The 25,971-nt window shown below is 33.3% G+C and carries 26 protein-coding genes and 1 riboswitch; of the genes, 19 read left to right on the top strand and 7 right to left on the bottom strand.

The window, feature by feature from the left end; genetic code table 11:
- Positions 1-21: 21 nt before the first annotated feature.
- Positions 22-879: a bifunctional methylenetetrahydrofolate dehydrogenase/methenyltetrahydrofolate cyclohydrolase FolD gene (gene folD / locus M1D64_RS09215; protein WP_011303442.1), complete on the bottom strand. Its 858-nt coding sequence runs from the start codon at positions 877-879 to the stop codon at positions 22-24.
- Positions 880-1,083: 204 nt separating this feature from the next.
- Between folD and purE the strand changes: the two genes are divergently transcribed.
- From purE to purD, 11 genes are read left to right on the top strand one after another with little or no spacing between them, the layout of a single operon-like run.
- Positions 1,084-1,566, top strand: a complete 483-nt coding sequence (purE, locus tag M1D64_RS09210; protein WP_037538847.1) for a 5-(carboxyamino)imidazole ribonucleotide mutase — start codon at positions 1,084-1,086, stop codon at positions 1,564-1,566.
- Positions 1,553-2,680, top strand: a complete 1,128-nt coding sequence (gene purK / locus M1D64_RS09205) for a 5-(carboxyamino)imidazole ribonucleotide synthase (RefSeq protein ID WP_041079041.1) — start codon at positions 1,553-1,555, stop codon at positions 2,678-2,680. Before purE ends, purK begins: the two co-directional genes overlap by 14 nt.
- A 4-nt stretch (positions 2,681-2,684) precedes the next feature.
- Positions 2,685-3,386, top strand: coding sequence for a phosphoribosylaminoimidazolesuccinocarboxamide synthase (gene purC, locus M1D64_RS09200; protein WP_041079043.1), 702 nt, complete (start codon positions 2,685-2,687; stop codon positions 3,384-3,386).
- A gap of 2 nt (positions 3,387-3,388) precedes the next feature.
- On the top strand, positions 3,389-3,649 hold the full coding sequence (gene purS, locus M1D64_RS09195) for a phosphoribosylformylglycinamidine synthase subunit PurS (RefSeq protein ID WP_002483703.1): 261 nt from the start codon (positions 3,389-3,391) through the stop codon (positions 3,647-3,649).
- On the top strand, positions 3,649-4,320 hold the full coding sequence (purQ, locus tag M1D64_RS09190) for a phosphoribosylformylglycinamidine synthase subunit PurQ (protein ID WP_011303437.1): 672 nt from the start codon (positions 3,649-3,651) through the stop codon (positions 4,318-4,320). Before purS ends, purQ begins: the two co-directional genes overlap by 1 nt.
- Positions 4,313-6,502, top strand: coding sequence for a phosphoribosylformylglycinamidine synthase subunit PurL (gene purL / locus M1D64_RS09185; RefSeq protein ID WP_069821861.1), 2,190 nt, complete (start codon positions 4,313-4,315; stop codon positions 6,500-6,502). Before purQ ends, purL begins: the two co-directional genes overlap by 8 nt.
- Positions 6,481-7,968: an amidophosphoribosyltransferase gene (gene purF / locus M1D64_RS09180; RefSeq protein ID WP_041079046.1), complete on the top strand. Its 1,488-nt coding sequence runs from the start codon at positions 6,481-6,483 to the stop codon at positions 7,966-7,968. The genes purL and purF overlap by 22 nt, the downstream gene beginning before the upstream one ends.
- Positions 7,961-8,989 carry a phosphoribosylformylglycinamidine cyclo-ligase gene (gene purM, locus M1D64_RS09175; protein WP_041079047.1) on the top strand — a complete coding sequence of 343 codons (1,029 nt, stop codon included), beginning with the start codon at positions 7,961-7,963 and terminating at the stop codon, positions 8,987-8,989. Before purF ends, purM begins: the two co-directional genes overlap by 8 nt.
- Positions 8,990-8,991: 2 nt before the next feature.
- A complete protein-coding gene (gene purN / locus M1D64_RS09170; protein WP_011303433.1) occupies positions 8,992-9,558 on the top strand; it encodes a phosphoribosylglycinamide formyltransferase in 567 nt (188 codons plus the stop codon).
- A 15-nt stretch (positions 9,559-9,573) separates the two neighbouring features.
- Positions 9,574-11,052, top strand: coding sequence for a bifunctional phosphoribosylaminoimidazolecarboxamide formyltransferase/IMP cyclohydrolase (gene purH, locus M1D64_RS09165; protein WP_041079049.1), 1,479 nt, complete (start codon positions 9,574-9,576; stop codon positions 11,050-11,052).
- Positions 11,053-11,076: 24 nt separating this feature from the next.
- Positions 11,077-12,321, top strand: coding sequence for a phosphoribosylamine--glycine ligase (gene purD, locus M1D64_RS09160; RefSeq protein ID WP_041079051.1), 1,245 nt, complete (start codon positions 11,077-11,079; stop codon positions 12,319-12,321).
- Positions 12,322-12,413: 92 nt separating this feature from the next.
- Here the strand turns inward: purD and M1D64_RS09155 are convergent, their stop codons facing one another.
- The 4 genes from M1D64_RS09155 to graF all read right to left on the bottom strand — a co-directional run bounded on the left by M1D64_RS09155 (position 12,414) and on the right by graF (position 15,786).
- A complete protein-coding gene (locus M1D64_RS09155; protein ID WP_041079053.1) occupies positions 12,414-13,220 on the bottom strand; it encodes an energy-coupling factor transporter transmembrane component T family protein in 807 nt (268 codons plus the stop codon).
- Positions 13,213-14,625 (bottom strand): ABC transporter ATP-binding protein, encoded by a 1,413-nt coding sequence (locus M1D64_RS09150; RefSeq protein ID WP_041079092.1) that lies wholly within the window; start codon positions 14,623-14,625, stop codon positions 13,213-13,215. Before M1D64_RS09150 ends, M1D64_RS09155 begins: the two co-directional genes overlap by 8 nt.
- Before the next feature lie 12 nt (positions 14,626-14,637).
- Positions 14,638-15,213: an ECF transporter S component gene (locus M1D64_RS09145; protein ID WP_037538842.1), complete on the bottom strand. Its 576-nt coding sequence runs from the start codon at positions 15,211-15,213 to the stop codon at positions 14,638-14,640.
- A gap of 86 nt (positions 15,214-15,299) precedes the next feature.
- Positions 15,300-15,401: riboswitch (TPP riboswitch) on the bottom strand.
- A gap of 250 nt (positions 15,402-15,651) precedes the next feature.
- Complete coding sequence (gene graF, locus M1D64_RS09140) at positions 15,652-15,786, bottom strand: glycopeptide resistance-associated protein GraF (RefSeq protein WP_002483692.1); 135 nt, start codon at positions 15,784-15,786, stop codon at positions 15,652-15,654.
- A 300-nt stretch (positions 15,787-16,086) separates the two neighbouring features.
- On the opposite strand from graF, the gene auxA reads away from it, so the two are divergent.
- The 5 genes from auxA to ptsP all read left to right on the top strand — a co-directional run bounded on the left by auxA (position 16,087) and on the right by ptsP (position 21,653).
- Entirely contained in the window at positions 16,087-17,388 is a 1,302-nt protein-coding gene (gene auxA, locus M1D64_RS09135) for a lipoteichoic acid stability factor AuxA (protein WP_002483691.1), read from the top strand.
- Positions 17,389-17,733: 345 nt separating this feature from the next.
- Positions 17,734-18,903, top strand: coding sequence for a class I SAM-dependent rRNA methyltransferase (locus M1D64_RS09130; protein ID WP_041079055.1), 1,170 nt, complete (start codon positions 17,734-17,736; stop codon positions 18,901-18,903).
- 58 nt (positions 18,904-18,961) lie between these two features.
- A complete protein-coding gene (locus M1D64_RS09125) occupies positions 18,962-19,504 on the top strand; it encodes a hypothetical protein (RefSeq protein ID WP_002483689.1) in 543 nt (180 codons plus the stop codon).
- 164 nt (positions 19,505-19,668) lie between these two features.
- Positions 19,669-19,935 carry a phosphocarrier protein HPr gene (locus M1D64_RS09120; protein ID WP_002483688.1) on the top strand — a complete coding sequence of 89 codons (267 nt, stop codon included), beginning with the start codon at positions 19,669-19,671 and terminating at the stop codon, positions 19,933-19,935.
- A 2-nt stretch (positions 19,936-19,937) separates the two neighbouring features.
- A complete protein-coding gene (gene ptsP / locus M1D64_RS09115) occupies positions 19,938-21,653 on the top strand; it encodes a phosphoenolpyruvate--protein phosphotransferase (RefSeq protein ID WP_041079056.1) in 1,716 nt (571 codons plus the stop codon).
- 301 nt (positions 21,654-21,954) lie between these two features.
- Here the strand turns inward: ptsP and M1D64_RS09110 are convergent, their stop codons facing one another.
- A complete protein-coding gene (locus M1D64_RS09110) occupies positions 21,955-22,185 on the bottom strand; it encodes a glutaredoxin family protein (protein ID WP_002483686.1) in 231 nt (76 codons plus the stop codon).
- Between the two features lie 199 nt (positions 22,186-22,384).
- Here M1D64_RS09110 and M1D64_RS09105 point away from each other — a divergent pair, with 199 nt between their 5' ends.
- The 3 genes from M1D64_RS09105 to M1D64_RS09095 all read left to right on the top strand — a co-directional run bounded on the left by M1D64_RS09105 (position 22,385) and on the right by M1D64_RS09095 (position 25,507).
- Positions 22,385-23,737 carry a cytochrome ubiquinol oxidase subunit I gene (locus M1D64_RS09105; protein ID WP_041079058.1) on the top strand — a complete coding sequence of 451 codons (1,353 nt, stop codon included), beginning with the start codon at positions 22,385-22,387 and terminating at the stop codon, positions 23,735-23,737.
- The gene (locus M1D64_RS09100) at positions 23,737-24,753 is read left to right on the top strand and encodes a cytochrome d ubiquinol oxidase subunit II (RefSeq protein WP_002483684.1); all 1,017 of its coding nucleotides are present in this window, start codon (positions 23,737-23,739) and stop codon (positions 24,751-24,753) included. Before M1D64_RS09105 ends, M1D64_RS09100 begins: the two co-directional genes overlap by 1 nt.
- 94 nt (positions 24,754-24,847) lie before the next feature.
- Positions 24,848-25,507, top strand: coding sequence for a potassium channel family protein (locus M1D64_RS09095; RefSeq protein ID WP_002483683.1), 660 nt, complete (start codon positions 24,848-24,850; stop codon positions 25,505-25,507).
- A gap of 140 nt (positions 25,508-25,647) precedes the next feature.
- Here M1D64_RS09095 and M1D64_RS09090 read toward each other — a convergent pair whose 3' ends face one another.
- Positions 25,648-25,851, bottom strand: coding sequence for a hypothetical protein (locus M1D64_RS09090; RefSeq protein WP_037538836.1), 204 nt, complete (start codon positions 25,849-25,851; stop codon positions 25,648-25,650).
- Between the last annotated feature and the right edge of the window lie 120 nt (positions 25,852-25,971).

Here is a 25,971-nt window from a genome sequence, read left to right as displayed (position 1 = left end):
TTGATTCTTTATCTCGCGAGTTTATTCAATCCCTCTACGCATTTTTTCAGCTATAAGTGTGTTATTTAATACCATTGTAATTGTCATTGGGCCAACGCCACCAGGTACGGGTGTAATTGCACCTGCCACTTCTTTAACTTCATCGTATTCGATATCACCTTTTAATTTACCATTTTCATCAGGTGTATTCCCTACATCGATTACAACCGCGCCTTCTTTAACGTCTTCTTTTGTTACTAATCCAGGACGACCCACAGCACTAACAATGATGTCAGCATTTTTTAAATAACGCTTCATATCTTTAGTTCTTGAATGAAGAATCGTTACGGAAGCATTTTTTTGAAGTAATAATTTAGAAACTGGTTGACCTACAATGTGACTACGTCCGATAACAACAGCGTCTTTTCCTTCTAAATCAATATCGGCATGATTTAAAAGTTCCATGATGCCTAATGGTGTACAAGGTACAAATGTTTGTTGATCAATATAAAGCTTACCAATATTTTCAGGATGGAAGCCATCGACATCTTTTGCTGGGTTAATAGATTCTAATACTTTTTGTTCACTTACTTGATCAGGAAGTGGTACTTGGACTAATATACCGCTCACACTATCATCTTCATTTAAGCGTTTTAATTCGTTTAAAACGTCTGCTTCAGAAGTAGATTCGTCGAGATGAACAATTTCTGAAATCATTCCAATCTTTTCCGCAGCTTTCTTTTTAGAGTTGACATAACTTTGACTTGCACCATCATTACCGACTAGAATAACAGATAATTTTGGTGTATACCCCTCAGCTTGTAAAGCTTCAACTTGATCTTTAAGTCCTTGTCTGTAATCTTTAGCGATTTGTTTCCCGTCTAAAATTTTTGCGACCATGAAAAAATCCTCCTTGAATGTTTGAACTTTACTTAACATTAACACAAATGATGGGATAATTAACAACCAAAAGACGTAGATTAAACAAAAAAAAAGTATTAAAGTTCGATTTTTGATTGAAAAAGCATCATTTACTTGTTATGCTATATCTGTAATATACATCTAATAGTAGTATCATTTCAAATTTCTGAAAGGGTGTTCATTTTGAAAGTAGTAGTCATTATGGGAAGTTCTTCTGATTGGGAAACAATGAAAGAAAGTTGTTCGATGTTAGACCAATTTGAAATTCCGTATGATAAAAAAGTAGTTTCAGCACATCGTACGCCTGAATTAATGTTTGAATTTTCAAGAGAAGCGAGAGATGCAGGATATGATGTCATTATCGCTGGTGCAGGCGGTGCTGCGCATTTACCAGGTATGGTTGCGTCAATGACGACTTTACCAGTAATTGGCGTTCCTATTGAGTCTAAAAGTTTAAAAGGAATGGATTCGCTATTGTCAATCGTACAAATGCCAGGTGGTATTCCAGTAGCAACGACAGCAATAGGTAAAGCTGGCGCTAAAAATGCGGGTATCTTGGCTGCAAGAATACTTAGTATTGGTAATCAAACAGTGCAAAAGAATTTGGAAAATTATGAGAAATCTTTAGTTGAGAAAGTGAGTGATATGCAAGATGAACTTGAGTAAATTAAAATTCGGCTCAACCATAGGTATCATAGGAGGCGGTCAACTGGGCAAAATGATGGCGCAGTCTGCCCAACAAATGGGATACAAAGTGATTGTGTTAGATCCCGATTCATCATGTCCTTGCCAGTATGTTGCCAACGAGTTCATCAACGCTGCGTATGACGACCAAATAGCACTAGATCGACTTGGAGCATTATCAGATGTAATAACGTACGAATTTGAAAATATCTCGGCTAATCAATTACAAGCATTAGCTTCAAAATATAATATTCCTCAAGGCTATCAAGCGATTCAATTACTTCAAGATCGCCTGACGGAGAAACAAACTTTACAAGATTCTGGCAGTAATATAGCGCCGTTCTTCCAATTAACTGACTATGACGATCTAGTTAAAGCGGTTGATTCAATTGGATATCCTTTTATTGTTAAAACACGTTTCGGTGGATATGACGGTAAAGGTCAAGTGCTTGTTAAAGACGCCACTCATTTAGATGAAGCGCATCAACTGATTCAAGCACAAGAATGTGTAGCAGAACAGTACCTAAACTTAAGTAAAGAAGTTTCTTTGACAGTAACCATCGGTACAAACAATCAGATCACATATTTCCCTCTACAAGAAAATGAACATCAAAATCAAATACTATTTAAAACAATCGTGCCTGCGCGAGTACAAGATAATAAAGAGCAAGAAGCGCGTAATGAAGTAAATAAAATAATTAAAGCCATACATTTTATAGGCACATTTACAGTTGAATTTTTTATAGATCAACAGAATCAATTATATGTAAATGAAATTGCGCCTAGACCACATAATTCCGGACATTATTCAATTGAAGCTTGCGAATATTCTCAATTTGATACACATATTAAGGCGATAACAGGACAACAATTACCACAACAAGTAACACTATTGATACCGGCGATTATGATGAACTTATTAGGCAGAGATTTAGATTTATTAGAAGATCAATTCGCAGAACACCCTGAATGGCATGTCCATATCTATGGCAAAAACGAACGTAAATTTAATCGTAAGATGGGACATTTAACGGTGTTAACTAATGATATAAATGAAACTGAACAAAAGTTGCTTAAACAATTTGAAGGGAGATAAATATATGTCTTTGTTATATGAAGGAAAGGCTAAAAGAATTTTTTCAACAGGAACGTCTGATGTATTACGAGTTGAATATAAAGATGAAGTGACAGCTGGAAATGGTGCTAAAAAAGACTTCATTGAAGGGAAAGGGCGCTTAAATAACCAAATTACCTCTCGTATATTTAATTATTTGAAAGCTAAAGGCTTGAATAGTCATTTTATTGAGCAAATATCTGAAACGGAACAATTAGTTAATTCGGTTGAAATCATTCCTTTAGAAGTTGTAGTTAGAAATATTGCAGCAGGCTCAATTACAAAAAGACTAGGTTTTGAAAAAGGACATACATTTGAAACACCATTAGTTGAATTTTTCTACAAGAATGATGATTTGAACGACCCCCTTATCACTGAAGACCATATTAAACTACTTCAAATTGCTGATGATGGTGAAATTGAAAAATTAAAAGAAGCAGCAACAGAAATTAATGAAGTATTAGTGAACTTAATGGACAAAATGAATTTAAGATTAGTCGATTTTAAAATTGAATTCGGACGCACAAATGAAGGTGAAATTTTATTGGCTGATGAAATTTCTCCAGATACATGTCGAATTTGGGATAAACAAAGTGATACAAATTTTGATAAAGATGTTTATCGAGAAGATACAGGATCAATTATCGAGACATATCAAACTTTTTTAAATAAATTGGAGGCACTCTAACAATGAAAACAATTGAATTGCATATTACATTACAACCACAAGTATTAGATACACAAGGACAAGCATTAAATCGAGCTGTACATGATTTAGGATATAAGCAAGTCAATGATATCAGAGTTGGTAAAGTACTCTATATGACTGTTGATGAAGCAACTGACGAAGCAGTTCATAATGTTGTAATTACGTTAAGTGAAAAACTTTTTGCTAATACTGTTATTGAAGAATATAGTTATAAAGTATTGGAAGAAGGAGAGAAAGCATAATGAAATTTGCAGTGCTGAAATTTCCAGGATCAAATTGCGACAGAGACATGTATAATGCTGCATTGAAATCAGATGTAGAAGCAGAATATGTAGATTATAGAAATACATCGTTGGACGGTTTTGATGGTGTACTGATACCAGGTGGTTTTTCTTTTGGTGATTATTTACGTTCTGGGGCAATGGCAAGTGTTGCACCAATTACAGAAGCAGTAAAACAATTTGCGAAAGAAGGTAAACCGGTACTTGGTGTGTGTAATGGGTTTCAAATTCTAACTGAAATTGGTTTACTTCCAGGTGCTTTACTACATAATGATTCTCATTTATTCGTGAGTCGAAATGAATCATTGCGTGTGGTAAATCATAATACGGCATTCACAAATTTATATAATGAGGATGAAACTGTAGTTTATCCTGTTGCCCATGGTGAAGGTCATTATTATTGTACTCAAGATATGTATGATCGTTTAGAGGCAAATAATCAAATTATATTAAAATATGTCAATAATCCGAATGGTTCTTTTAATGATATCGCAGGTATTATCAATGAACAGGGCAATGTGTGTGGTATGATGCCTCATCCGGAACGTGCTATTGAACCAATTCTTGGTACAGATAGCGGCGTAAAATTATTTCAAGCAATGGTAAATAGTTGGAGGGAACAAAATGTCTAAATTTATTGAACCAAGTTCTGAAGATATTAAAATTGAACAACTGTACAAGGATATGGGATTAAGTGATGAAGAATACGCAAAGGTTTGTGATATTTTAGGTAGTGAACCTAACTTTACGGAGATTGGTATTTTCTCAGTTATGTGGAGTGAACACTGTTCTTATAAACATTCCAAACCCTTTTTAACACAATTTCCAACTTCAGGTGAACATGTTTTAATGGGCCCAGGAGAAGGCGCAGGCGTTGTTGATATTGGTGATAACCAAGCGGTTGTGTTTAAGGTTGAGTCACACAATCACCCTTCTGCAGTTGAACCATACCAAGGCGCAGCTACTGGTGTGGGAGGCATTATTAGAGATATTGTTTCTATTGGTGCACGTCCAATTAATTTATTGAATAGTCTAAGGTTTGGTGAATTGACAGAAAAACAAAACCGTCGACTTTTACGTGGCGTTGTTGCAGGTATAGGTGGCTATGGTAACTGTATAGGAATTCCTACAACTGCTGGAGAAATAGAGTTTGATGATCGATATGATGGCAACCCACTCGTCAATGCGATGTGTGTAGGCATAATTGATCACGACATGGTTCAAAAAGGGACGGCTAAAGGCGTTGGAAACTCTGTTATTTATGTTGGTTTAAAAACTGGCCGCGATGGTATTCATGGTGCGACTTTTGCTTCTGAAGAATTAAGTGAAGATAGTGAAAGCAAACGACCATCTGTTCAAATTGGTGATCCATTTGTAGGTAAAAAATTAATGGAAGCCACGCTAGAAGCCATCACATTTGATGAACTCGTTGGTATCCAAGACATGGGGGCTGCAGGACTAACATCATCATCCTCAGAAATGGCAGCTAAAGGTGGTAGTGGCTTACATTTACGTTTAGAACAAGTCCCTACAAGAGAACAAGGTATTTCACCGTATGAAATGATGTTATCTGAAACTCAAGAACGTATGTTGCTTGTTGTAGAAAAGGGAACAGAACAAAAATTCTTAGACCTCTTTGATAAACATGAGTTAGACAGTGCAGTAATTGGAGAAGTAACTGACACGGATCGTTTCGTATTAACTTATGAAGATGAAGTATTTGCCGATATTCCAGTTCAACCTTTATCTGATGAAGCGCCAGTTTATGTACTTGAAGGTACGTCGCCAGAATACAATGAAACTAAAAATGACTATAGCAGTGTAGATGTTGAATCCGTATTTGATCAATTATTACAACACCCAACTATAGCTTCGAAGCGTTATTTATACGAACAATATGATCAACAAGTAGGTGCTAATACGATAGTTAAGCCAGGATTACAAGCCTCTGTTGTGCGCGTTGAAGGAACTGATAAAGCTATTGCGTCAACGATTGATGGAGAAGCCCGCTATGTATTTAACAATCCATATGAAGGTGGAAAAATGATTGTTGCCGAAGCGTATAGAAATTTAATTTCTGTAGGTGCAACGCCTTTAGCTATGACGGATTGTTTAAATTATGGCTCACCTGAGAAGAAAGAAATATATCAACAATTAGCAGATTCAACAAAAGGTATGGCAGAAGCATGTGAGATTTTAAGCACACCTGTCGTTTCGGGTAATGTGTCTTTATATAACGAAACGAGAGAAACATCTATATTCCCAACACCTGTAGTAGGTATGGTTGGTCTCATCGATGACATAAGTTATCTTAATCATTTTAATCCTTCTGTAGGAGATACATTATATGTTGTTGGTGATACAAATGACGATTTCGGTGGTAGTCAAATTGAGAAATTGTTGTATGGTCAAGTGAATCATGAATTTGAATCCATTGATTTATCGGAAGAAGTTCGTAAAGGTGAATCGATAAAACAAGCAATTCGAGAAGGGGTAGCTTCACATGTGCAAACAGTAGGTAAAGGTGGCTTATTGCTTACTTTAGCTCGTATCAGTGCACATTACCAACTTGGTTTACAGGCGAAACTAAGTGTTACGAATGCGCAACTGTTTAGTGAAACACAAGGACGTTATATTGTAATCGTAAAAAATGGTCAATCATTAAACTGCGATCATGCTGTTGAGATTGGTAAAGTGACTAATGATCAACAATTTAAAGTGACGAATGAACAGAGCGAAATTGTGCGTGATGTAAAACATTTAAATGATTTATGGGAAGGAGCTATACCTCAATGTATGACAGCAACGGATTAAATGAAGAATGTGGCGTGTTTGGCATATGGAATCATCCGGAATCTGCTCAATTAACCTATATGGGACTACACAGTTTGCAACATCGTGGTCAAGAAGGTGCTGGAATCGTTTGTTCAAATGGTGAAGTGCTTAAAGGTGAACGTGGTTTAGGTTTATTGACAGATGCGATATCAGATACACAAATGGAATCATTTAAAACATATCAACATGCAATTGGGCATGTGAGATACGCAACATCCGGGAATAAAGGTATAGAGAATATTCAACCGTTTTTATATCATTTTTATGATATGAGTGTTGCAGTTTGTCATAATGGTAATCTTATCAATGCGCAAAGTCTAAAAAAATCTTTAGAACATCAAGGCTCTATTTTTCACTCTTCTTCAGATACTGAAGTTATCATGCACTTGATACGAAGAAGTAAAGCACCTACATTTGAAGGTGCTTTTCAAGAAAGTTTAAGAAAAATAAAAGGCGGATTTACTTTTGCGGTACTAACTAAAGACGCTTTATATGGTGCAGTTGACCCTAATGCGATTCGACCATTAGCTGTTGGTAAAATGAAAAATGGTTCAAATATTATTGCAAGTGAAACATGTGCAATCGATGTCCTAGGTGCTGAATTTGTAAGAGATATTCATGCTGGAGAATATGTAGTCATCAATGATGATGGGATCAGAGTCGAATCTTATACGCGTCATACAACGACGGCTATTTCAGCTATGGAGTATATTTACTTTGCTAGACCTGATTCAACCATTGCCGGTAAAAACGTACATGCTGTTAGAAAACAGTCTGGTAAACAATTAGCGAAAGAAAGTCCAGCATCAAGTGCGGACATGGTTATTGGTGTACCTAATTCTTCACTTTCAGCAGCATCTGGTTATGCCGAAGAGAGTGGACTGCCGTATGAAATGGGTCTTGTTAAAAATCAATATGTTGCAAGAACATTTATTCAACCGACACAAGAATTACGTGAACAAGGCGTCCGCGTAAAATTATCTGCTGTAAAAGATATTGTCTATGATAAAAATATTGTCTTAGTAGATGATTCGATTGTCAGAGGTACTACGAGTAAACGTATAGTACAAATGTTGAAAGACGCAGGCGCTAAGGAAGTTCATGTACGCATTGCTTCTCCTGAGTTTATGTTTCCAAGTTTTTATGGCATAGATGTTTCAACAACGGCAGAGCTTATTTCATCAAATAAATCGCCCGAGGAGATTAGTGATTATATTGGAGCAGATTCACTGGCTTATTTAACAGTCGAAGGTCTAATTGATTCTATTGGACTTGATTGCGATGCGCCTTATAGTGGACTTTGTGTTGAAAGTTTCACAGGTGATTATCCTGCAGGTTTATATGATTATGAGCAAGATTATGTAGCGCATTTAAGTGAACGTCAAAAAGCATACTTAGCAAATCATCAACAATACTTTGATAGAGAGGGTAATTTAAATGTCTAAAGCATATCAACAAGCAGGCGTCGATATTAATGCAGGGTACGAAGCGGTAGAACGAATGACAAGTCATGTCCAAAGAACAATGCGCAAAGAAGTACTTGGTGGATTGGGTGGCTTTGGTGCTACGTTTGATTTGTCACAGTTGAATATGAAAGCACCTTTACTTGTATCAGGTACAGATGGTGTAGGTACAAAATTAAAATTAGCCATCGATAACGATAAACATGACACGATTGGTATAGATGTTGTCGCAATGTGTGTCAATGATATTTTAACTACAGGTGCAGAACCACTTTACTTTTTAGATTATATTGCAACTAATAAAGTCGTTCCTGAAGTCATTGAGCAAATTGTCAAAGGGGTAAGTGATGGCTGTGAAGAGACCAATACAGCTTTAATCGGTGGAGAAACAGCTGAAATGGGAGAAATGTATCACGAGGGTGAATATGATTTAGCAGGCTTCGCAGTAGGTGCAGTAGAAAAGGATGACTATATTGATGGCTCATCTGTTGAACCTGGACAAGCAATTATAGGTCTTGAATCTAGTGGCATACATTCCAATGGTTATAGTTTAGTTAGAAAATTAATACAACAATCAGGTATTAAATTAAGTGAACCATTCAATCAAGAACAGACATTTTTAGATGCTTTTTTGAAACCCACACGTTTATATGTAAAACCCGTGTTAGCTGTTAAATCATCTATTAAGATATATGCCATGACCCATATTACAGGGGGCGGTTTTTATGAAAATATACCTAGAGCCTTACCTGAGGGGATAACAGCCAAGATTGATGTCACGCAATTTCCTACGCCAGCTATATTTGATTGGTTACAGGAACAAGGAAACATCTCAACTGATGAAATGTATAACATTTTTAACATGGGTATTGGCTTTACTTTAGTCGTTGATAAAAACCAAGTTGAATCAACATTAGAAATACTTAAAGGTCAAAATATCAAGGCATATAAAATTGGTGAAACTGTTAAAGGCAACGAACCAATCCAATTAACGGGGGTATAAAATTGACCAAAATAGCTATATTTGCTTCTGGTTCTGGAAGTAATTTTGAAAGTATTATGTCTAAAATCAAACAAGGGGAACTACCAAATATTGAAGTAACCTCACTTTATACAGATCAAGTAAATGCATATTGTATTGAACGCGCGCGCAAATATCATTTAGATGTTCATATTAATGAATTGAAAAATTTTGATTCTAAAGCGGATTATGAACGTAAAATTATAGAATGGTTAACGTCTGAAAAAGTAGAGTGGATTGTTCTAGCTGGCTATATGAAATTAATAGGTGAAAATATTTTAAGAGCTTATGATAAACGCATTTTAAATATTCACCCTTCATTATTACCAAAATATAAAGGGAAAGATGCTATAGGACAAGCGCTAGCAAGTGGCGATACAATAACTGGTTCAACAGTACATTATGTTGACAGTGGTATGGATACGGGAGAAATTATTGAACAACGTCAATGTGATATTTATCCGGACGATAATAAATCTGATCTTGAAGAAAGAATTAAAGCAATAGAGCATGAATTATATCCAGAAGTCATATCAAAAATCATTCAATAAGAGGTGCTAATTTAAATGAAGAAAGCAATATTAAGTGTGTCTAATAAAGCAGGTATTGTAACCTTTGGTCAATCATTAATAGAGCAAAATTATGAATTATATTCAACGGGCGGAACAATGCGTGAATTAGCCAATGCCGGGTTACCTGTGAAGTCGATTTCAGAGTTGACAGAGTTTGAAGAAATTATGGATGGCAGAGTTAAAACATTACATCCATCTGTACACGGCGGTATTTTAGCTGATAGAGATAAACCTGAACATTTAGAACAACTGCAAGCACAAGGTATTGATTTAATAGATATGGTAGTTGTCAATTTATATCCATTTAAAGAAACGGTTGCAAACCCTAATGTGACAGAAGAAGATGCAATTGAAAACATTGATATCGGTGGACCAACGATGCTGCGTGCTGCAGCAAAGAACTTCAAACATGTTATCACCGTTGTACATCCTGCTGATTATAATGAAGTGATTGATAAATTGAAAAATGGCACATTAGATGAAGCTTATCGCAAATCACTTATGATTAAAGTATTTGAACATACAAATGAATATGACGTAGCGATTGTAGACTATTTTAAAGATAATAAGGAAAGTTTACGTTATGGTGAAAATCCACAACAATCAGCTTATTTTGTTAGAACATCTGATGCCAAACATACTTTAGCAGGTGCCAAACAATTACATGGCAAGCAATTAAGCTATAACAATATCAAAGATGCGGATGCAGCGTTATCATTGGTGAAACAATTTGAACAACCTGCTGCTGTTGCTGTTAAGCATATGAATCCATGTGGCGTGGGCGTTGCTGAAACAATTGATGAGGCATATAAACATGCTTTCGATGCAGATAATCAGTCTATTTTTGGTGGTATTGTTGCTTTGAATAGAACTGTAGAAAAATCATTGGCAGAAGTATTGCATGGTATCTTTTTAGAAGTTGTTATTGCACCAAAATTTACACAAGAAGCTCTAGAAGTGTTAGGTAAAAAGAAAAATATTAGGCTTTTAGAGACTGATATGACAATTGATAATAGTGAACAAGAACTTGTCTCTGTATCAGGAGGTTATCTTGTACAAGATAAAGATAATGTCAAATTAAATAGAGAAGACATGACAGTCGTTACAGAAGTTGAGCCAACAGAAGCGCAATGGGATGCTATGCTTCTTGGATGGAAAGTTGTTGCATCAGTTAAAAGTAATGCTGTTATCTTAAGTAATGCAAAACAAACAGTGGGTATTGGTGCAGGTCAAATGAATAGAGTAGGTTCTGCTCAAATTGCAATTGAAAGAGCGATTGAAATAAACGATGACGTTGCTATGGTTTCAGATGGTTTCTTCCCTATGGATGACACGGTAGAATTAGCTGCAAATTCTGGTATTAAAGCAATTATTCAACCAGGTGGTTCTATCAAAGATCAAGAATCTATTGATATGGCAAATAAACATGGTATTGCAATGGTTACAACAGGCGTAAGACATTTTAAACATTAATTAATATTGGAGGAAATGTAGCTTATGAAAGTACTCGTAATTGGTGCAGGTGGTAGAGAGCATGTATTAGCATTTAAATTAAAACAGTCTCCACTTATTAATGAAATTCATGTGATACCAGGCAATGACGCTATGAAAAATATAGCGACAGTACATAAAGATATAGATGAAGCGAATCATGAAAAAATTGTAGATTTTGCTAAGACACAGAATGTTTCATGGGTAATTATTGGACCTGAACAGCCATTAACCGAAGGATTAACCGATAAATTGCAAACAGAAAATATAAAAGTATTTGGTCCAAATCAAGCTGCAGCACAAATTGAAGGTTCAAAATTATTTGCAAAACAACTCATGGAAAAGTATGACATTCCAACTGCAGCTTACAAAGAAACAAATAACAAAACAGATGCATTAGCCTATATTGACACATGTGAATTTCCAATTGTACTGAAAAAAGATGGATTAGCCGCAGGTAAAGGTGTTATTATTGCTAATAATATCGATGAAGCACGTGAAGGAATAGATATTTTATATTCTGAAGAAAAAGGCACAGTTGTATTTGAACAATTTCTTGAAGGTGAGGAATTTTCACTTATGACATTTGTTAATCAAGATTATGCTGTGCCATTTGATTGTATTGCGCAAGATCATAAACGTGCGTTTGACAATGATGAAGGTCCTAATACTGGTGGTATGGGAGCATACTGTCCGGTACCTCATATTGATAAGGGTATGATAGAACGTACAAATAAAGAAATTGCTCAGCCAATTGCACAAGCAATGGCGAAAGAGGGCTATTCATTTTTTGGTGTGCTATATATAGGCGCAATTATAACAAAAGAGGGTCCTAAGGTGATTGAGTTTAATGCAAGGTTTGGAGATCCAGAAGCGCAAGTGTTGTTGACTCGAATGGAAAGTGATTTGATGCAACACATTTTAGATTTAGAGGCGAAGCAACCGATTCAATTTAAGTGGAAAAAAGATGCGGTTGTAGGGGTTATGCTTGCGTCTAAAGGCTATCCAGGTACTTATAATAAAGGTGAGGTCGTTTCAGGGTTTACATTAGATGGAAGATACTTTGTAAGTGGTTTAAATAAAGTTGATCAACATTACGTAACTTCAGGAGGTCGTGTTATTCTCGCTTTAGGCGAAGGTAGCGACATTAGTGAAGCTAAAGCTAATGCTTATGAAGCGGTTGACCAAATTCAAAGTAATGCATTATTTTATCGTTCTGACATCAGTGACAAAGCGATAAAACAAAAATAGCAAAAAAAGCGATGGAACAAACTGGTTTAGGTTTTGTTCCATCGCTTTTATTTTTTGGATAAAAATGATTTCGAAAAGTTAGTTGAACTTTTTTAATAAATACTTGTTGTACGGACATCGTCGATTCCAGTTATTGGAAAATATAGTGATAAGTAATAGGCACTTATTAATATGAGTCCCATAACTATAATTAATAGAATATCTTTATACGAGAAAGGTGCATGATAATAATATGTTCGAGGCCCATCTTTGAAGCCTTTTTTTTCCATTGCTACTGAAAGCTGATGTGCCTTCCTGATGTTTTGACTTAATAACGGAATGATGAGGTGCTTGACTCTTTTTATACCTCGATAATTTTGGGCACTTATTAATTGATAACGTATTTTTAATGATTTTCTTAATTGTAAAAAAGACATAAACATTAATGGCACCATGCGTATTGCCGCCATAAAGGCATATGCTACTTTGGGTTTTACTTTTAAATGTTGCATTAAACTATAAAATACAAGAACGATTTGTGAAGTAAAAGCAATTAAGATTCCAAAAAATGAAACCGTTGTTGTACGCATTGCTAAATGTAAGCCACGATACAAACTTTCAGTTGTTATTTGGATAAACCCAAATTTGAATAGTAAGTGCGTCCCATCACCATAAAAAATCATGAATAATGCGGACACTAAACTGAAAATTATTGTAAAAGTGATAAATACTAAGGTTATTTTAAATTGCAAGCCATTGAATATTAATAATAGGGCAAGCATTAAGCACGTAATATAAAACATATAATCGAATTGATGAACAAATATGACAAAGAAGAATAATATAACAGCAATCCCTAATTTAGTAATGATATTTACATCATCGATAAAGGAATGGTGTTTTTTCCACATATCAAACATATGTATCACCTGTCTTTTCTATTAAATGGTGATGTTCGAGATGTAGTCTTCGAGTTGGGTAACGTGCAATAATTTCTGGGTCATGTGTAACCATGATAATGGTTTGTCCTTGTTTAATTCTCTGTTGAAACAGCTTAATTAGGTTAAATGTATTGTGACTATCAAGTCCAAATGTAGGTTCATCAAGTAAAATTAAATCAGAAGAAGCACTTAAAGCAATGGCAACACTTAAACGTCGCTTTTGTCCCATAGATAATTCATAAGGGTGTTGCATTTGTACTGATGTTAAGTTAAGCGTTTTTAATAATGATTCAGTTTGCTGTTTAGCTTCATCCGTTGAATTAAATTTGTTTTTGTTTTGTATATGAATTTCGTCGTATACAGAATTTGTTATAAATTGTAATTCGGGATTTTGATACACAAGATACATAGATTTTGCTGCAGATTTAATTTTAGTGTAAATATGATGATTGATGTACATCTGACCTTCATATTTAATTAATTGCATCATTGATTCGAGCAGTGAAGTTTTACCTGAACCATTGGACCCGGTAATGGATATCCATTCTCCCGCATTGACATTTAACTTAGGAATGTTAATGAGTTGCTGCTTTCCACGTTTAATAACTGCATCTTGAATTTGGAAATTAAAATGAGATGAATCAGAATCTGAAAAGTTTAGCGCTTTTGGTGCAGAATGCCAAGCTTTTGGATGCCAAACACCATATTCAGTTAATAGCGCTTCATAATCATTTAAAATTTGAGAAGGTGGGGCATCTGCAATGATAGCACCATCATAATTCATTAAAACGACACGATCGACATGTTGCCATATATGTTCGACTTTGTGTTCTACTATAAGTACAGTTTGGTCTCGCCACAATGATTGAATTTTTTGCCATAAATCAGCAGTTGACTCTACATCTAACATCGCGGTAGGTTCATCTAAAAATAGTGTCGTTGCTTGTTGTAAAATTGTCTCAGCAATCGCAAGTTTTTGTTTCATACCGCCACTTAATTCATTAATATATTGATTTTTGTCCACGTTTAATCCAACTGTCATTAGCGCTTCCTCAATACGATGATCCATTTCTTCCCGAGGAACTTGTTGATTTTCTAGTACAAATGCAAGCTCTTCATAAACTTTAGGCATACAAAATTGAGTATCTGGATCTTGGAATATGACACCACTTGAAGGATCGACTTCTAAAGCATCATATTTTAACGGCAAACCTATCAAGTTTGGCACAATGCCGCTAAGTACGTTTAATAAAGTACTTTTACCTGAGCCAGAAGGACCTAATAATAATACTTTTTCTTTATCTTTTATTTGAATAGACAAATTGTCGAATATTTTTTTTTGACCATTTGGATATTTCAAGCGTAAATTTTTAGTAGCTATCAACATTATTACTCCTTATAGATTGTCATAATCACTCTGGGTTGCTGGTCTGAATAATTTTGTTACACCAGTTTGGTCAAGTGCTTTAACAATATAATAAGATAAGAGACCGGCAACGATAATACCGCTAATTAATCTAAATATGATGTATAAAGCAAGATTCCAACCCGCGACTTCTCCTAGATAACCATAGGCAAAATCTAAAGGTAGTGTTGCAACTGAAGCTAAAAATCCTGCTAGCATTGCAACCATTGCTGAACGTGATTTATATCGAAAAATAGCAAATATAATTTCGCAAGCTAAGCCTTGTAATAATGCATAGACCATCGTTGCAATATCAAAACGACCCATTACAATTGTTTCACCAGCACCTGCAGCAAATTCTGCAAGCACAGCAATACCGGCTTTTGGAATTATGAGATAAGCTACGACTGCTGCCATAAACCAGGCACCATAAGTGAGTTCTTCAAAATGAAGTCCAGTTACCTGTACAGCTTTATAGACAAAATTCCAAACATTATAAATAATGGCGAAAACAACTGCGATAAGCACAGTTACAAGTATTTCGGATAGTTTTAAACCTTTTGACATCATTGTTCCTCCTAATATAAAAAACGCACAACCTTCTAGAAAGTTGCGCGTTTTTATATAGGCATACGGATACCAAAGTTACTCAGTGATATCGCAATACACTTTCCTACGCTAGTTTAATCTAGATCAGGTTCAAAGGGTTTGAGGGTATACCTCATCTCAGTCACAAAACACCCCTAGTGCGAATGATTTATTTAAATTTAATTATAATGTATGACTTTTCGACGTTTATGTCAAGGTTATGCTAAAAAATTGTTGGTTAATAGAGTGATTATTTTAAGGACAAACGTTGTTATTTAAGTTTATTACACGTAATCAAATTATAAAACCATTAAAAAATAGGAGTGGACACAAACCTCATTTTGATAAGATTTGATGTCGCACTCCCATATCGGATTTACATTTATATTGAATTACTATTAATACCAAGTATCTATACTAGTCTAAAGTATCTTGAATATTTTGTTTAGTTTCTTCAGTGTTATCTTTTGCAGATTCTTTTTCTTCTTTTAATTTATCCTCTGCTTTTTTAGCTTTTTCAGCTGCTTCTTTATTTAATTCTTCTTTACTCATAATTAAAGCACTCCTTCATAGTTAAGATTATCTATATTTAGTATGTACCACAATTGAATAAAATATAAACACTTCAATATAATTACAATAGTTTGATATGAGATTAATGTTAATTAATGGATAATCTAAATAATGCATCGATAATGTACTTAATAAGTTAAATTTATAAAATTGTTTAAACATGAATTGTAAGTGGAAATTTGACTATAAGTCATTTTATATCATACTATGGACTTATTTATTAGATAATTAAAGACAAGAACTAAATGTTCATATATAATAACTTTTGAGGTGAATGGTATGTCTTTTTTGAAGAAACACGCTGAGATATTATATAGTTATGTTATAGGCATCGTTTCGCTTTTCACAGGTCTTATCATTTTAATTAATTTACCATTAATTAATAAATTAAATGGTAAAGGTAAAATTGATTTGCACATTCATAATGTATGGGATTTTATAAATGCATTTTTTGGTGAAATAATTAGAGTAATGAGTAATTACATAGGTAATTTCCCGATAATTAGTGCCATCATTATTGCTTTATTTGGTATTGGTGTCATTATGATTGGCTTTACTTTATATAGAACGACAAGATATGACTATGATATTTCAGTATTCTTTTTAGTTATTGGTATTCTTTTTTTCATTATAACACTGATATTGATGACTCAAGTTTATAGCTTTTTTGCTATTATTTTCGTAATACCATTTGCAATTCATATTGGTTATATCGTTTATAAGGACGAGTTAAATACAGAACATAGAAAATATCATTATTTATGGATTATTTTCAGTTATGGGATAAGTTACTTAATAACGCAAATTGTTTTATACGGAAGAATTGAAAGCGATGAAATCATTCCTATTGATATTTTGAGTGTTAACACATTCTTTATTATCATGTGGTTACTTGGACAAATGTCTATTTGGAACTTCTTATTTTTAAGAAGATCACTTCCTTTAACAAAACAAGAACTTGGGGAAGAAGAACCAGAATTATCAAGAACTAACAAAGGATCAGTAACAAATCAAACGAAAGAAACATGGAAGACACTACAAGATAAAACAACAGAATTTACACGTAAAACGCGCAGAAGTGTTGATATTCAAAAAGCTAGAGATAAAAAAGATAAATTTATTGCTAAATGGAAAGAAATTATCGATATTCAAGAGGATGATATTCCAAATTGGATGAAAAAACCTAAATGGATTAAACCTGCATATGTAGAGTTGTTCTGTGGAGCAATCTTATTATTCTTTACTTTAATTGAATTTAACAATAGGAATTCACTTTTTGTTTCAGGTAATTGGGAAATTTCCCAAACACAATATGTGATAGAATGGATTACGCTATTCTTTTTAATGATTATTATCATTATTTATATATTGACAACATTAACGAATTTCTTAAAAGATAGGTTCTATTATCTGCAAATGTTTATGGTTAGTTTATTATTCTTTAAATTACTGACTGAGTTTATGAACATTATGGTTCACGGATTATTATTATCCATCTTTATCACACCAATTTTAATCATTATGCTATTGGCTATATTTGTAGCATTTGTTATGAAGTTACGTGAACCAACTAAATATTAATTATTTTAATAGAAACAAGGAAGAAGTCTGGGACATGGCATTGTCTCAGGCTTTTTTTATTTGAAAGTAAAGGTGAAACATAACTTCTAAATAGAATTTCTTTCACATTTTATGTGGATTAGTCGCACTTATTCATGAGCATCGGCTGATGTCATTCACTATATTTGATAAGGTGAGGCGACCCAATCTTTATTGAAAAATTAAATTTCTATAAAAATACTTATGAAGTTTCAGATATAATATTTTGGTGAATTGTAGATAATTGATGTTACGATGTTAATGAGATGATAAAATGAATAAGTAAATAATAAATATAAATAAAAGTAGAAAGGCTGACATAAATTTATGAAAATTGCCACGTTAAATAGAGGAAAAGAAACGAAATATTTAAATGAATACCCATTAGTAGATGAAGAAGATATTTATGCACACGATCATTTAAAAGAGGGAGACCTATTTTATTTAATGAACGATAGAGATCAATATATAGCTACTGCTTATGTTGGTAGACAGCATAAAGGCGTTGGCTGGGTATTGAGCTATGACAAAGATGAAGTCATTAACACACAATTTTTTGAAACATTATTTAAAAATGCCAAAGCTGAACGTGAATATTTCTATAATATTGATGGGACGAATGCTTTTCGTGTTTTTAATGGTGAAGGCGATGGTATAGGTGGTTTAACCATAGATAACTATGATGGTCATTTCTTAATCCAATGGTATTCAAAAGGCATTTATAAATTCCGTTATAATGTGTTATCAGCGTTAGAAAATGTATTCGAATATACGTCTATATTTGAAAAAATGAGATTTAAAGACGCAGAAATTCAAGGTGGATTTGTTGATGGTGAAGCACCTGAGTTTCCAATTATTATTGAAGAAAATTTCACATTCTATAATGTAGATTTAAATGATGGACCTATGACAGGCATATTTTTAGATCAAAAAGAAGTACGAAAAAAATTAAAAGATCATTATGCTGAAGATAAAGAAATATTAAATGTATTTAGTTATACGGGTGCATTTTCTGTTATAGCTGCCGAAAACGCAACAATGACAACAAGCGTAGATTTAGCAAACCGATCACGTGCACTTACAGAAGAAAATTTTGGCTTGAATGGTATTGATCCTAAGTCACAATATATTTATGTAATGGACACTTTTGATTATTTTAATTATGCGCGTCGTCATGACTTGTTTTACGATACGATTGTTATTGATCCACCAAGTTTTGCTAGAAACAAGAAAAAAACTTTTTCGGTATTAAAAGATTACGATAAATTAATTAAAGGTGCACTTGAAATATTAGGGCCTGACGGTACATTACTGTTATGCACAAATAATAGTACGTTTTCTTTGAAATCATTCAAAAATGTAATCAATCAAACATTAACAGAAGAAGAAGTAGATTATGAAATTGTAGATGTAATGGGCTTGCCAAAAGATTTCAAAACACATCCACACTATAAACCTTCTAAATATTTAAAGGCTGTTTTTGTAAAAATAAAGTAAAATTATGAAAAAAGGGTATTCTTTTTAATACGAAGTAATTTACTAAGGAGTGAATAAAATGGGTTTTAAAAATAAAATCACAAATAATGTTACACAAAAAGTTGGTAATAAAGTATTAAAAATTGAAGATATCAAACAAAAAAGTAATATACCTACCACAAATATAGAAATTGAAGAACGACGTAAACGTGCACAGGCACTAGTTAGAAAAAAATCTGTTTTATCATCAAGTATCAGTATTGTGCCAATACCTGGTTTAGATTTTGGTGTCGATATTAAATTGATGAGAGATATTATTGAAGATGTTAATAAAATTTATGGCTTAGATCATAAACAAGTGAATAACATGGGCGACGATATGAAAGAGCGTGTCTTAGCTGCCGCGGCGATTCAAGGTAGTCAATTTATCGGTAAAAAAATATCGAATGCGATATTAAAAGTTGTCGTTAGAGATGTTGCAAAACGTGTAGCTGCGAAACAAACGAAATGGTTCCCGGTTGTGGGGCAGGCTATTTCAGCATCAATTAGTTATTACTTTATGAAAAAAATTGGAGATGAACATATTCAAAAATGTGAAAAAGTTGTGAAAGAACTTGTTTAAAACTATAGCGTTTTCACAAATTAGCTAAAATTCTCTGAATATTGTCATGTCGTGGGTGCAACGAATTGAATTTATAATAATAATTTGGTAATGTTATTATATAAAACTATGCTAGGTTTTATAATAAACTAACGATTCTAACTATACGAAGGAGAAATCATTTTATGGAACAAAAATCATATGTAATTATCGACGAAACAGGTATTCACGCTCGTCCAGCGACAATGCTTGTTCAAACTGCCTCAAAATTTGATTCTGATATTCAATTAGAATATAACGGTAAAAAAGTTAACTTGAAATCAATCATGGGTGTTATGAGTTTAGGTGTAGGTAAAGATGCTGAAATTACAATCTACGCTGATGGTAGCGATGAAAAAGATGCAATTGAAGCAATCACTGACATTTTATCTAAAGAAGGATTAACTAAATAATTATGTCTAATTATATAAATGGTATAGCTGCATCTGACGGTGTAGCTATAGCTAAAGCATACTTATTAGTTGAACCAGATTTATCATTTGATAGCGAAAAAGTGTCAGATGTAGATGCTGAGATTGCAAAGTTCAATAATGCTATTCAAACATCCAAAGTTGAATTAACTAAAATTAGAAATAATGCTGAACAAAATTTAGGTGCTGATAAAGCAGCAATTTTTGATGCGCATTTACTTGTTTTAGATGATCCTGAATTAATTCAACCAATCGAAGAAAAAATTAAGAATGAACAAGTTAACGCACCAACTGCATTATCTGATGTAACTGGACAATTCATTACTATTTTTGAATCAATGGATAATGAATATATGAAAGAACGTGCTGCCGATATCCGCGATGTTTCAAAACGTGTGTTAGCACATATTTTAGGTGTAGAATTACCAAATCCTAGTATGATTGATGAAAGCGTTGTTATAATCGGTAACGATTTAACACCTTCAGATACTGCTCAATTAAATAAAGAATTTGTACAAGGATTTGTAACTAATATAGGTGGTAGAACTTCACATTCAGCAATTATGAGTCGCTCATTAGAAATTGCTGCAGTTGTAGGTACTAAATCTATTACTCAAGAAGTTAAACAAGGTGACATGATTATTGTTGACGGTTTAACAGGTGAAGTCATCATTGATCCTACTGAAGATGAAGTCATTGCTTATCAAAACAAGCGTGAACGTTTCTTTGAAGACAAGCAAGAATTACAAAAATTACGCGATGAAGAGACAACTACAATTGATGGTAGACACGCTGAACTTGCTGCCAATATCGGTACACCGAATGATTTAAAAGGTGTAATTGAAAATGGTGCAGAGGGCATTGGATTATACCGTACTGAATTTTTATATATGGGTAGAGACGAAATGCCAACTGAAGATGAGCAGTTCGAAGCTTATAAAAAAGTATTAGAAACGATGGAAGATAAACGCGTTGTTGTACGTACTTTAGATATTGGTGGAGATAAAGAACTACCTTATCTGAATTTACCTGAAGAAATGAATCCTTTCTTAGGTTACCGCGCTATCCGTTTATGCTTAGATCAACCTGATATTTTCAGACCGCAGTTGCGTGCATTATTACGTGCATCTGCTTTTGGTAAATTGAATATCATGTTCCCTATGGTAGCTACAATCCAAGAGTTCCGTGATGCTAAAGCATTGTTACTTGAAGAAAAAGATAACTTAACAAATGAAGGCATTGAAGTTTCTGATGATATCGAACTTGGTATTATGGTAGAAATTCCTTCTACTGCTGCTTTAGCAGATGTATTTGCTAAAGAAGTTGATTTCTTCAGTATAGGAACGAATGATTTAATTCAATATACAATGGCTGCTGATAGAATGTCAGAACGTGTTTCTTACTTGTATCAACCATATAATCCTTCAATATTACGTTTAGTAAAACAAGTAATAGAAGCTTCTCATAAAGAAGGTAAATGGACTGGTATGTGTGGAGAAATGGCTGGCGATGAAATTGCAATTCCATTGTTATTAGGCTTAGGATTAGATGAGTTCTCAATGAGTGCTACCTCAGTACTTAAAGCACGTCGTCAAATCAAAGGTTTAAGTCAAAATGAAATGGAAGAATTAGCTCAAAGAGCAATTGATTGTGCTACTTCTGAAGAAGTTCAAGATTTAGTAAATCAATACGCTAAATAAAATGAGTACTTATTAAAAAATAAAGATATGTCTTGGATATAAACATCTGAGATTAACTAAAAACGCCGATTTCTATTGTAATTAAATAGAAATTGGCGTTTTTTACGTTTGGAAAGTGAATTTAAAGGCTGGAGGGTTTGCATAGAGTGTTTAATATTAATAAATTTTATTTAGAAATGGCTAAAGAAACACGAATGATTAATTTTTAATTTTGTAAAAAGTTACAAAATACGTTACTTTATAATTAGCACTTAATTAACTTTACAACATAATTAAATTGTTAACTTTGAGAATGCATCGCTTATTTAATATTTAATGTGCTATTTATTTTATCCATGTCAATTTGGTGCATTGGTTCACCATTTAATAAAATAAAAGGTGTTGCAAATGCATCATAATCAATCATTTCATTTCTATATTGTGTATTACTGATATTTTTTTCACGATATGCGACATCATTGTCAGCTAAGTAGTTTTTGATGAAAGTACAAGGTGGACAATCATTTTGTGTGTATATGATAATCTCGTTCATAATCGGTTTATCCTTTCTTTATTCAATTTACTATAATATAAGAGACTTTAAAATATATTTCAAGTCTTTTAAATTGTATGAAATTAGACATTAATTTGTCACTTTATTTTGAGAGAAATAAATTTAAAAAATATGTACACCGGTTTATAATGGAAAGACGTTGTGATTTTTGTCACAAATAAATAAAAAAGGTGATATTATGGATTCAGTTGAATTAGCACGGTTTTTAACTGCGATGACACTCGCAGTGCATATAATTTTTGCAACAATTGGTGTGGGGATGCCAGTCATGTTCGCTATTGCCGAATTTATTGGTATTAAGAAAAATAATCCACTATACACAACATTAGCCAAAAGATGGTCCAAAGGTTATACGATAACAGTAGCTGTAGGTGTCGTGACAGGTACAATTATAGGTCTACAGTTGTCATTACTATGGCCAACATTTATGCAAATGGGTGGACATGTTATAGCATTACCATTATTTATGGAAACATTTGCTTTCTTCTTTGAAGCGATATTCTTGAGTATATATCTATATACATGGGATCGTTTTAAAGGAAAATGGACGCATTTTTTAATTAGTATACCAGTTATCCTTGGTGGATCATTCTCGGCGTTCTTTATTACTGCCGTTAACTCATTTATGAATACACCTGCTGGATTTGAAATGAAAAATGGCAAAATGGTTAATGTAGAACCATTAGCAGCAATGTTTAATGATTCGTTTTTAATTAGATCATTCCATGTGGTTGCAACTGCACTTATGACAATGGCGTTTGTATTAGCGGCTATCGCTGCTTTCAAATTACTCAAAAATAAATTTAAAAAAGATATAGAATACCATAAAAAAGCACTAAAACTAACTATGATCTTAGGTGTTGTTTTTACATTAGGATCTATGTTAGCAGGTGACTTATCTGCTAAGTTCTTACATCAAGAGCAACCAGAGAAATTAGCAGCTTATGAATGGCACTTTGATACGGAATCACATGCAGATTTAGTTTTATTTGGTTCCTTAGATGAAAAAACGCAAGAAGTAAATGGCGCAATTAAAATTCCTGGTCTCCTTAGCTTTTTAGCTGATAATAATACTAATACAGAAGTTAAAGGTCTGGATGAATTTCCAAAAGATTTACAACCACCAATGATTGTACATTATTACTTTGATCTCATGGTTTCGATGGGGGTATTTTGTTTAGTCGTTTCCGGTGCATATGTACTTACACTTATATTTAAAAAACTGCGGAAATTTACACATTCAAAACCTATGTTATATGGTGCACTATTGACTGGTCCAGCGGCTATGCTAGCAATCGAGTTTGGTTGGTTCTTAACAGAGCAAGGTCGTCAGCCATGGATTGTTCGTGGTTATCTTAAAGTAGCAGATGCTGCGACACAAGCAGGAGGATTAACCCTAGTTACAATTCTATTCGGCTTGTTATACCTTGTGTTAATGGTTACCTCTGCTTATGTATTAATTCGTATGTTTAAAGAGAAACCAGCTTATAAAGAAGTTGAAGCACTAGCTTCAGAAAGAGGTGATGCATAATGATATTCGCATATATTGGCATTTCCGTACTTTGGATTTTCTTATTCTGTTACATCATTATTGCATCCATAGATTTTGGTGCAGGTTTCTTTACATTACATGCCAAAATTACAAAGCAAGATAAGAAAATAAATCATTTAATAGCACGTTATTTAAACCCAGTTTGGGAAGTGACAAATGTTTTCTTTGTATTCTTCTTTGTTGGTATGGTAGGTTTTTTCCCTGACACTGCAATGTATTTTGGAACAGTGTTACTATTGCCAGCCTCTATCGCTTTAATATTACTGTCTATTAGAGGTGCATTTTATGCCTTTGAAAATTATGGCCCAGATAGTAAATTAGTTTGGTTAGCAATGTATGGTATCGCTGGTTTATTAATACCAGCATCACTTGCTACGACATTAACGATTTCAGAAGGTGGATATATCACTGGAACAGAAAATAATTTGGATTTAAATTGGACAGAGTTATTATTAAGTCCATACTCTTGGTCAGTCGTATTCTTAGCGATTATCTCAGTTCTGTATATATCTTCAGGGTTCTTAACTTATTATGCTTCGAAAGCAAAAGATAAACCAGCGTATAACTTATTAAGATATTGGTTCTTAATTTGGGGCCCACCAATGATAGCAATTTCATTATTTGTATTTTTATCATTGCGTTTACAAAATGAAGCACACTTCATCAATGCAGTATCTAATTATTGGTGGATATTCTTGTTAAGCTTTATTTGTTTTATTGGTGCAATGGTCTTAACATTAATGAAAAAAGGACATGGTTACGCATTTATATTAGTCATTTTACAAATGGGATTTGCATTTTTCGGATATGGTGCAAGTAAATTACCATATTTACTTTATCCGTTCATTCGTATAAATGAACACGTAGTAAATAGTAGTATGGCAATTGCGTTAATCATTGCCTTTATTTTAGGTTTACTTTTACTGATTCCATCGTTAATATTAATATTAAGATTATTTGTTTTCGACAAAAAATATGTGGAAGGCAAAAAATAGAAGATTTTCAAATGTGGTTATGATTGTTCTAAATAATACTTATGTGGTGTTGTTTAGAATGGTCATGCCACGATTTTTAAATTGGAGGACACACATGGATAAAGAGTATGTTGTAATTGGTTTAGGCCGATTTGGCGGTAGTATTGTAAGAGAATTAAATGCGCTTGATATGGATGTAATGGCAATTGATATGAATGAAGCACGTGTGAATGAATATAGTGATATTGCAACACATGCTGTAGTTGCTGACACTACAGACGAGGCAGTTATGAAGAGTCTGGGCATGAGAAATTTTGATCATGTGATCGTTGCAATTGGTGAAAATATTCAATCGAGTACCTTAACAACATTAATCTTAAAAGAATTAGGTGTGAAAAAAGTTACAGCCAAGGCTCAAAATGATTATCACGCTAAAATTTTAAATAAAATTGGTGCTGACACGGTAGTACACCCAGAAAGAGATATGGGGAGAAGAATCGCACATAATGTAGCGAGTGCCAGTGTTCTTGATTATTTAGAACTTGCAGATGAGCATTCTATAGTAGAAATTAAAGCGAGTGAAAAAATGGCTGGTCAAACTATAATTCAATTAGATATTCGTGCGCAATTTGGAATAAGTATCATAGCGATTAAAAGAGGTAGAGACATTTTAGTATCTCCAGATCCTAATATTAGTATTGAAATAGGAGATATTTTAATCATGATTGGACACGATAATGATTTAAATCGTTTTGAGAAAAAAGTAGTAAGATAACTTATTTAAAAATGAGGCAGTAATATTAATAATTTTGATTAAAAATAAACGTCAATTTCTATTGAGATAGTATAGAAATTGACGTTTTTTTGCATTTATGAAAGGTGGTAAATTAGCGAGATACTATCTTATTTTGTTAATCACAATTTGTTGTTAAAGTTATTGTTACTATTGTACTTTTTTACATTAGTAATTAAAACATATAACCCAATGGTTAACATCAGTATTGGAAGAACTATTATTAAATATATAGAAAATGCACCAAATAAATTAGTAATCATCGCTAGTATCAGAATGATGAGCATAATTAAGATGACTAAATTCAGACTCAAAGTTTTCGACATGATAATCCTCCTATATACATAAAGTGATTCATATACTCAATTTTATATAATTATGATTATTAAAGGTAGTAGAGAAGAAATAACAACTGATAAATTACATATGGTATGACAATAGATGTT

This window comes from Staphylococcus sp. Z5-21, from assembly GCF_056529615.1.
The sequence above is the reverse complement of the archived record's forward strand: the minus strand, read 5'-3'. Positions and strand labels throughout refer to the sequence as shown.

Coding starts and splice junctions, on each gene's coding strand:
- M1D64_RS09095 (WP_002483683.1), top strand. CDS start 24,848: ATGGATAAAGAGTATGTTGTAATTGGTTTAGGCCGATTTGGCGGTAGT.
- purL (WP_069821861.1), top strand. CDS start 4,313: ATGTCTAAATTTATTGAACCAAGTTCTGAAGATATTAAAATTGAACAA.
- M1D64_RS09120 (WP_002483688.1), top strand. CDS start 19,669: ATGGAACAAAAATCATATGTAATTATCGACGAAACAGGTATTCACGCT.
- M1D64_RS09155 (WP_041079053.1), bottom strand. CDS start 13,220: ATGTTTGATATGTGGAAAAAACACCATTCCTTTATCGATGATGTAAAT.
- purS (WP_002483703.1), top strand. CDS start 3,389: ATGAAAACAATTGAATTGCATATTACATTACAACCACAAGTATTAGAT.
- purQ (WP_011303437.1), top strand. CDS start 3,649: ATGAAATTTGCAGTGCTGAAATTTCCAGGATCAAATTGCGACAGAGAC.
- purD (WP_041079051.1), top strand. CDS start 11,077: ATGAAAGTACTCGTAATTGGTGCAGGTGGTAGAGAGCATGTATTAGCA.
- M1D64_RS09130 (WP_041079055.1), top strand. CDS start 17,734: ATGAAAATTGCCACGTTAAATAGAGGAAAAGAAACGAAATATTTAAAT.
- ptsP (WP_041079056.1), top strand. CDS start 19,938: ATGTCTAATTATATAAATGGTATAGCTGCATCTGACGGTGTAGCTATA.
- purK (WP_041079041.1), top strand. CDS start 1,553: ATGAACTTGAGTAAATTAAAATTCGGCTCAACCATAGGTATCATAGGA.
- M1D64_RS09100 (WP_002483684.1), top strand. CDS start 23,737: ATGATATTCGCATATATTGGCATTTCCGTACTTTGGATTTTCTTATTC.
- purH (WP_041079049.1), top strand. CDS start 9,574: ATGAAGAAAGCAATATTAAGTGTGTCTAATAAAGCAGGTATTGTAACC.
- M1D64_RS09105 (WP_041079058.1), top strand. CDS start 22,385: ATGGATTCAGTTGAATTAGCACGGTTTTTAACTGCGATGACACTCGCA.
- purC (WP_041079043.1), top strand. CDS start 2,685: ATGTCTTTGTTATATGAAGGAAAGGCTAAAAGAATTTTTTCAACAGGA.
- auxA (WP_002483691.1), top strand. CDS start 16,087: ATGTCTTTTTTGAAGAAACACGCTGAGATATTATATAGTTATGTTATA.
- M1D64_RS09110 (WP_002483686.1), bottom strand. CDS start 22,185: ATGAACGAGATTATCATATACACACAAAATGATTGTCCACCTTGTACT.
- M1D64_RS09125 (WP_002483689.1), top strand. CDS start 18,962: ATGGGTTTTAAAAATAAAATCACAAATAATGTTACACAAAAAGTTGGT.
- purF (WP_041079046.1), top strand. CDS start 6,481: ATGTATGACAGCAACGGATTAAATGAAGAATGTGGCGTGTTTGGCATA.
- M1D64_RS09145 (WP_037538842.1), bottom strand. CDS start 15,213: ATGTCAAAAGGTTTAAAACTATCCGAAATACTTGTAACTGTGCTTATC.
- M1D64_RS09090 (WP_037538836.1), bottom strand. CDS start 25,851: ATGTCGAAAACTTTGAGTCTGAATTTAGTCATCTTAATTATGCTCATC.
- purM (WP_041079047.1), top strand. CDS start 7,961: ATGTCTAAAGCATATCAACAAGCAGGCGTCGATATTAATGCAGGGTAC.
- folD (WP_011303442.1), bottom strand. CDS start 879: ATGGTCGCAAAAATTTTAGACGGGAAACAAATCGCTAAAGATTACAGA.
- graF (WP_002483692.1), bottom strand. CDS start 15,786: ATGAGTAAAGAAGAATTAAATAAAGAAGCAGCTGAAAAAGCTAAAAAA.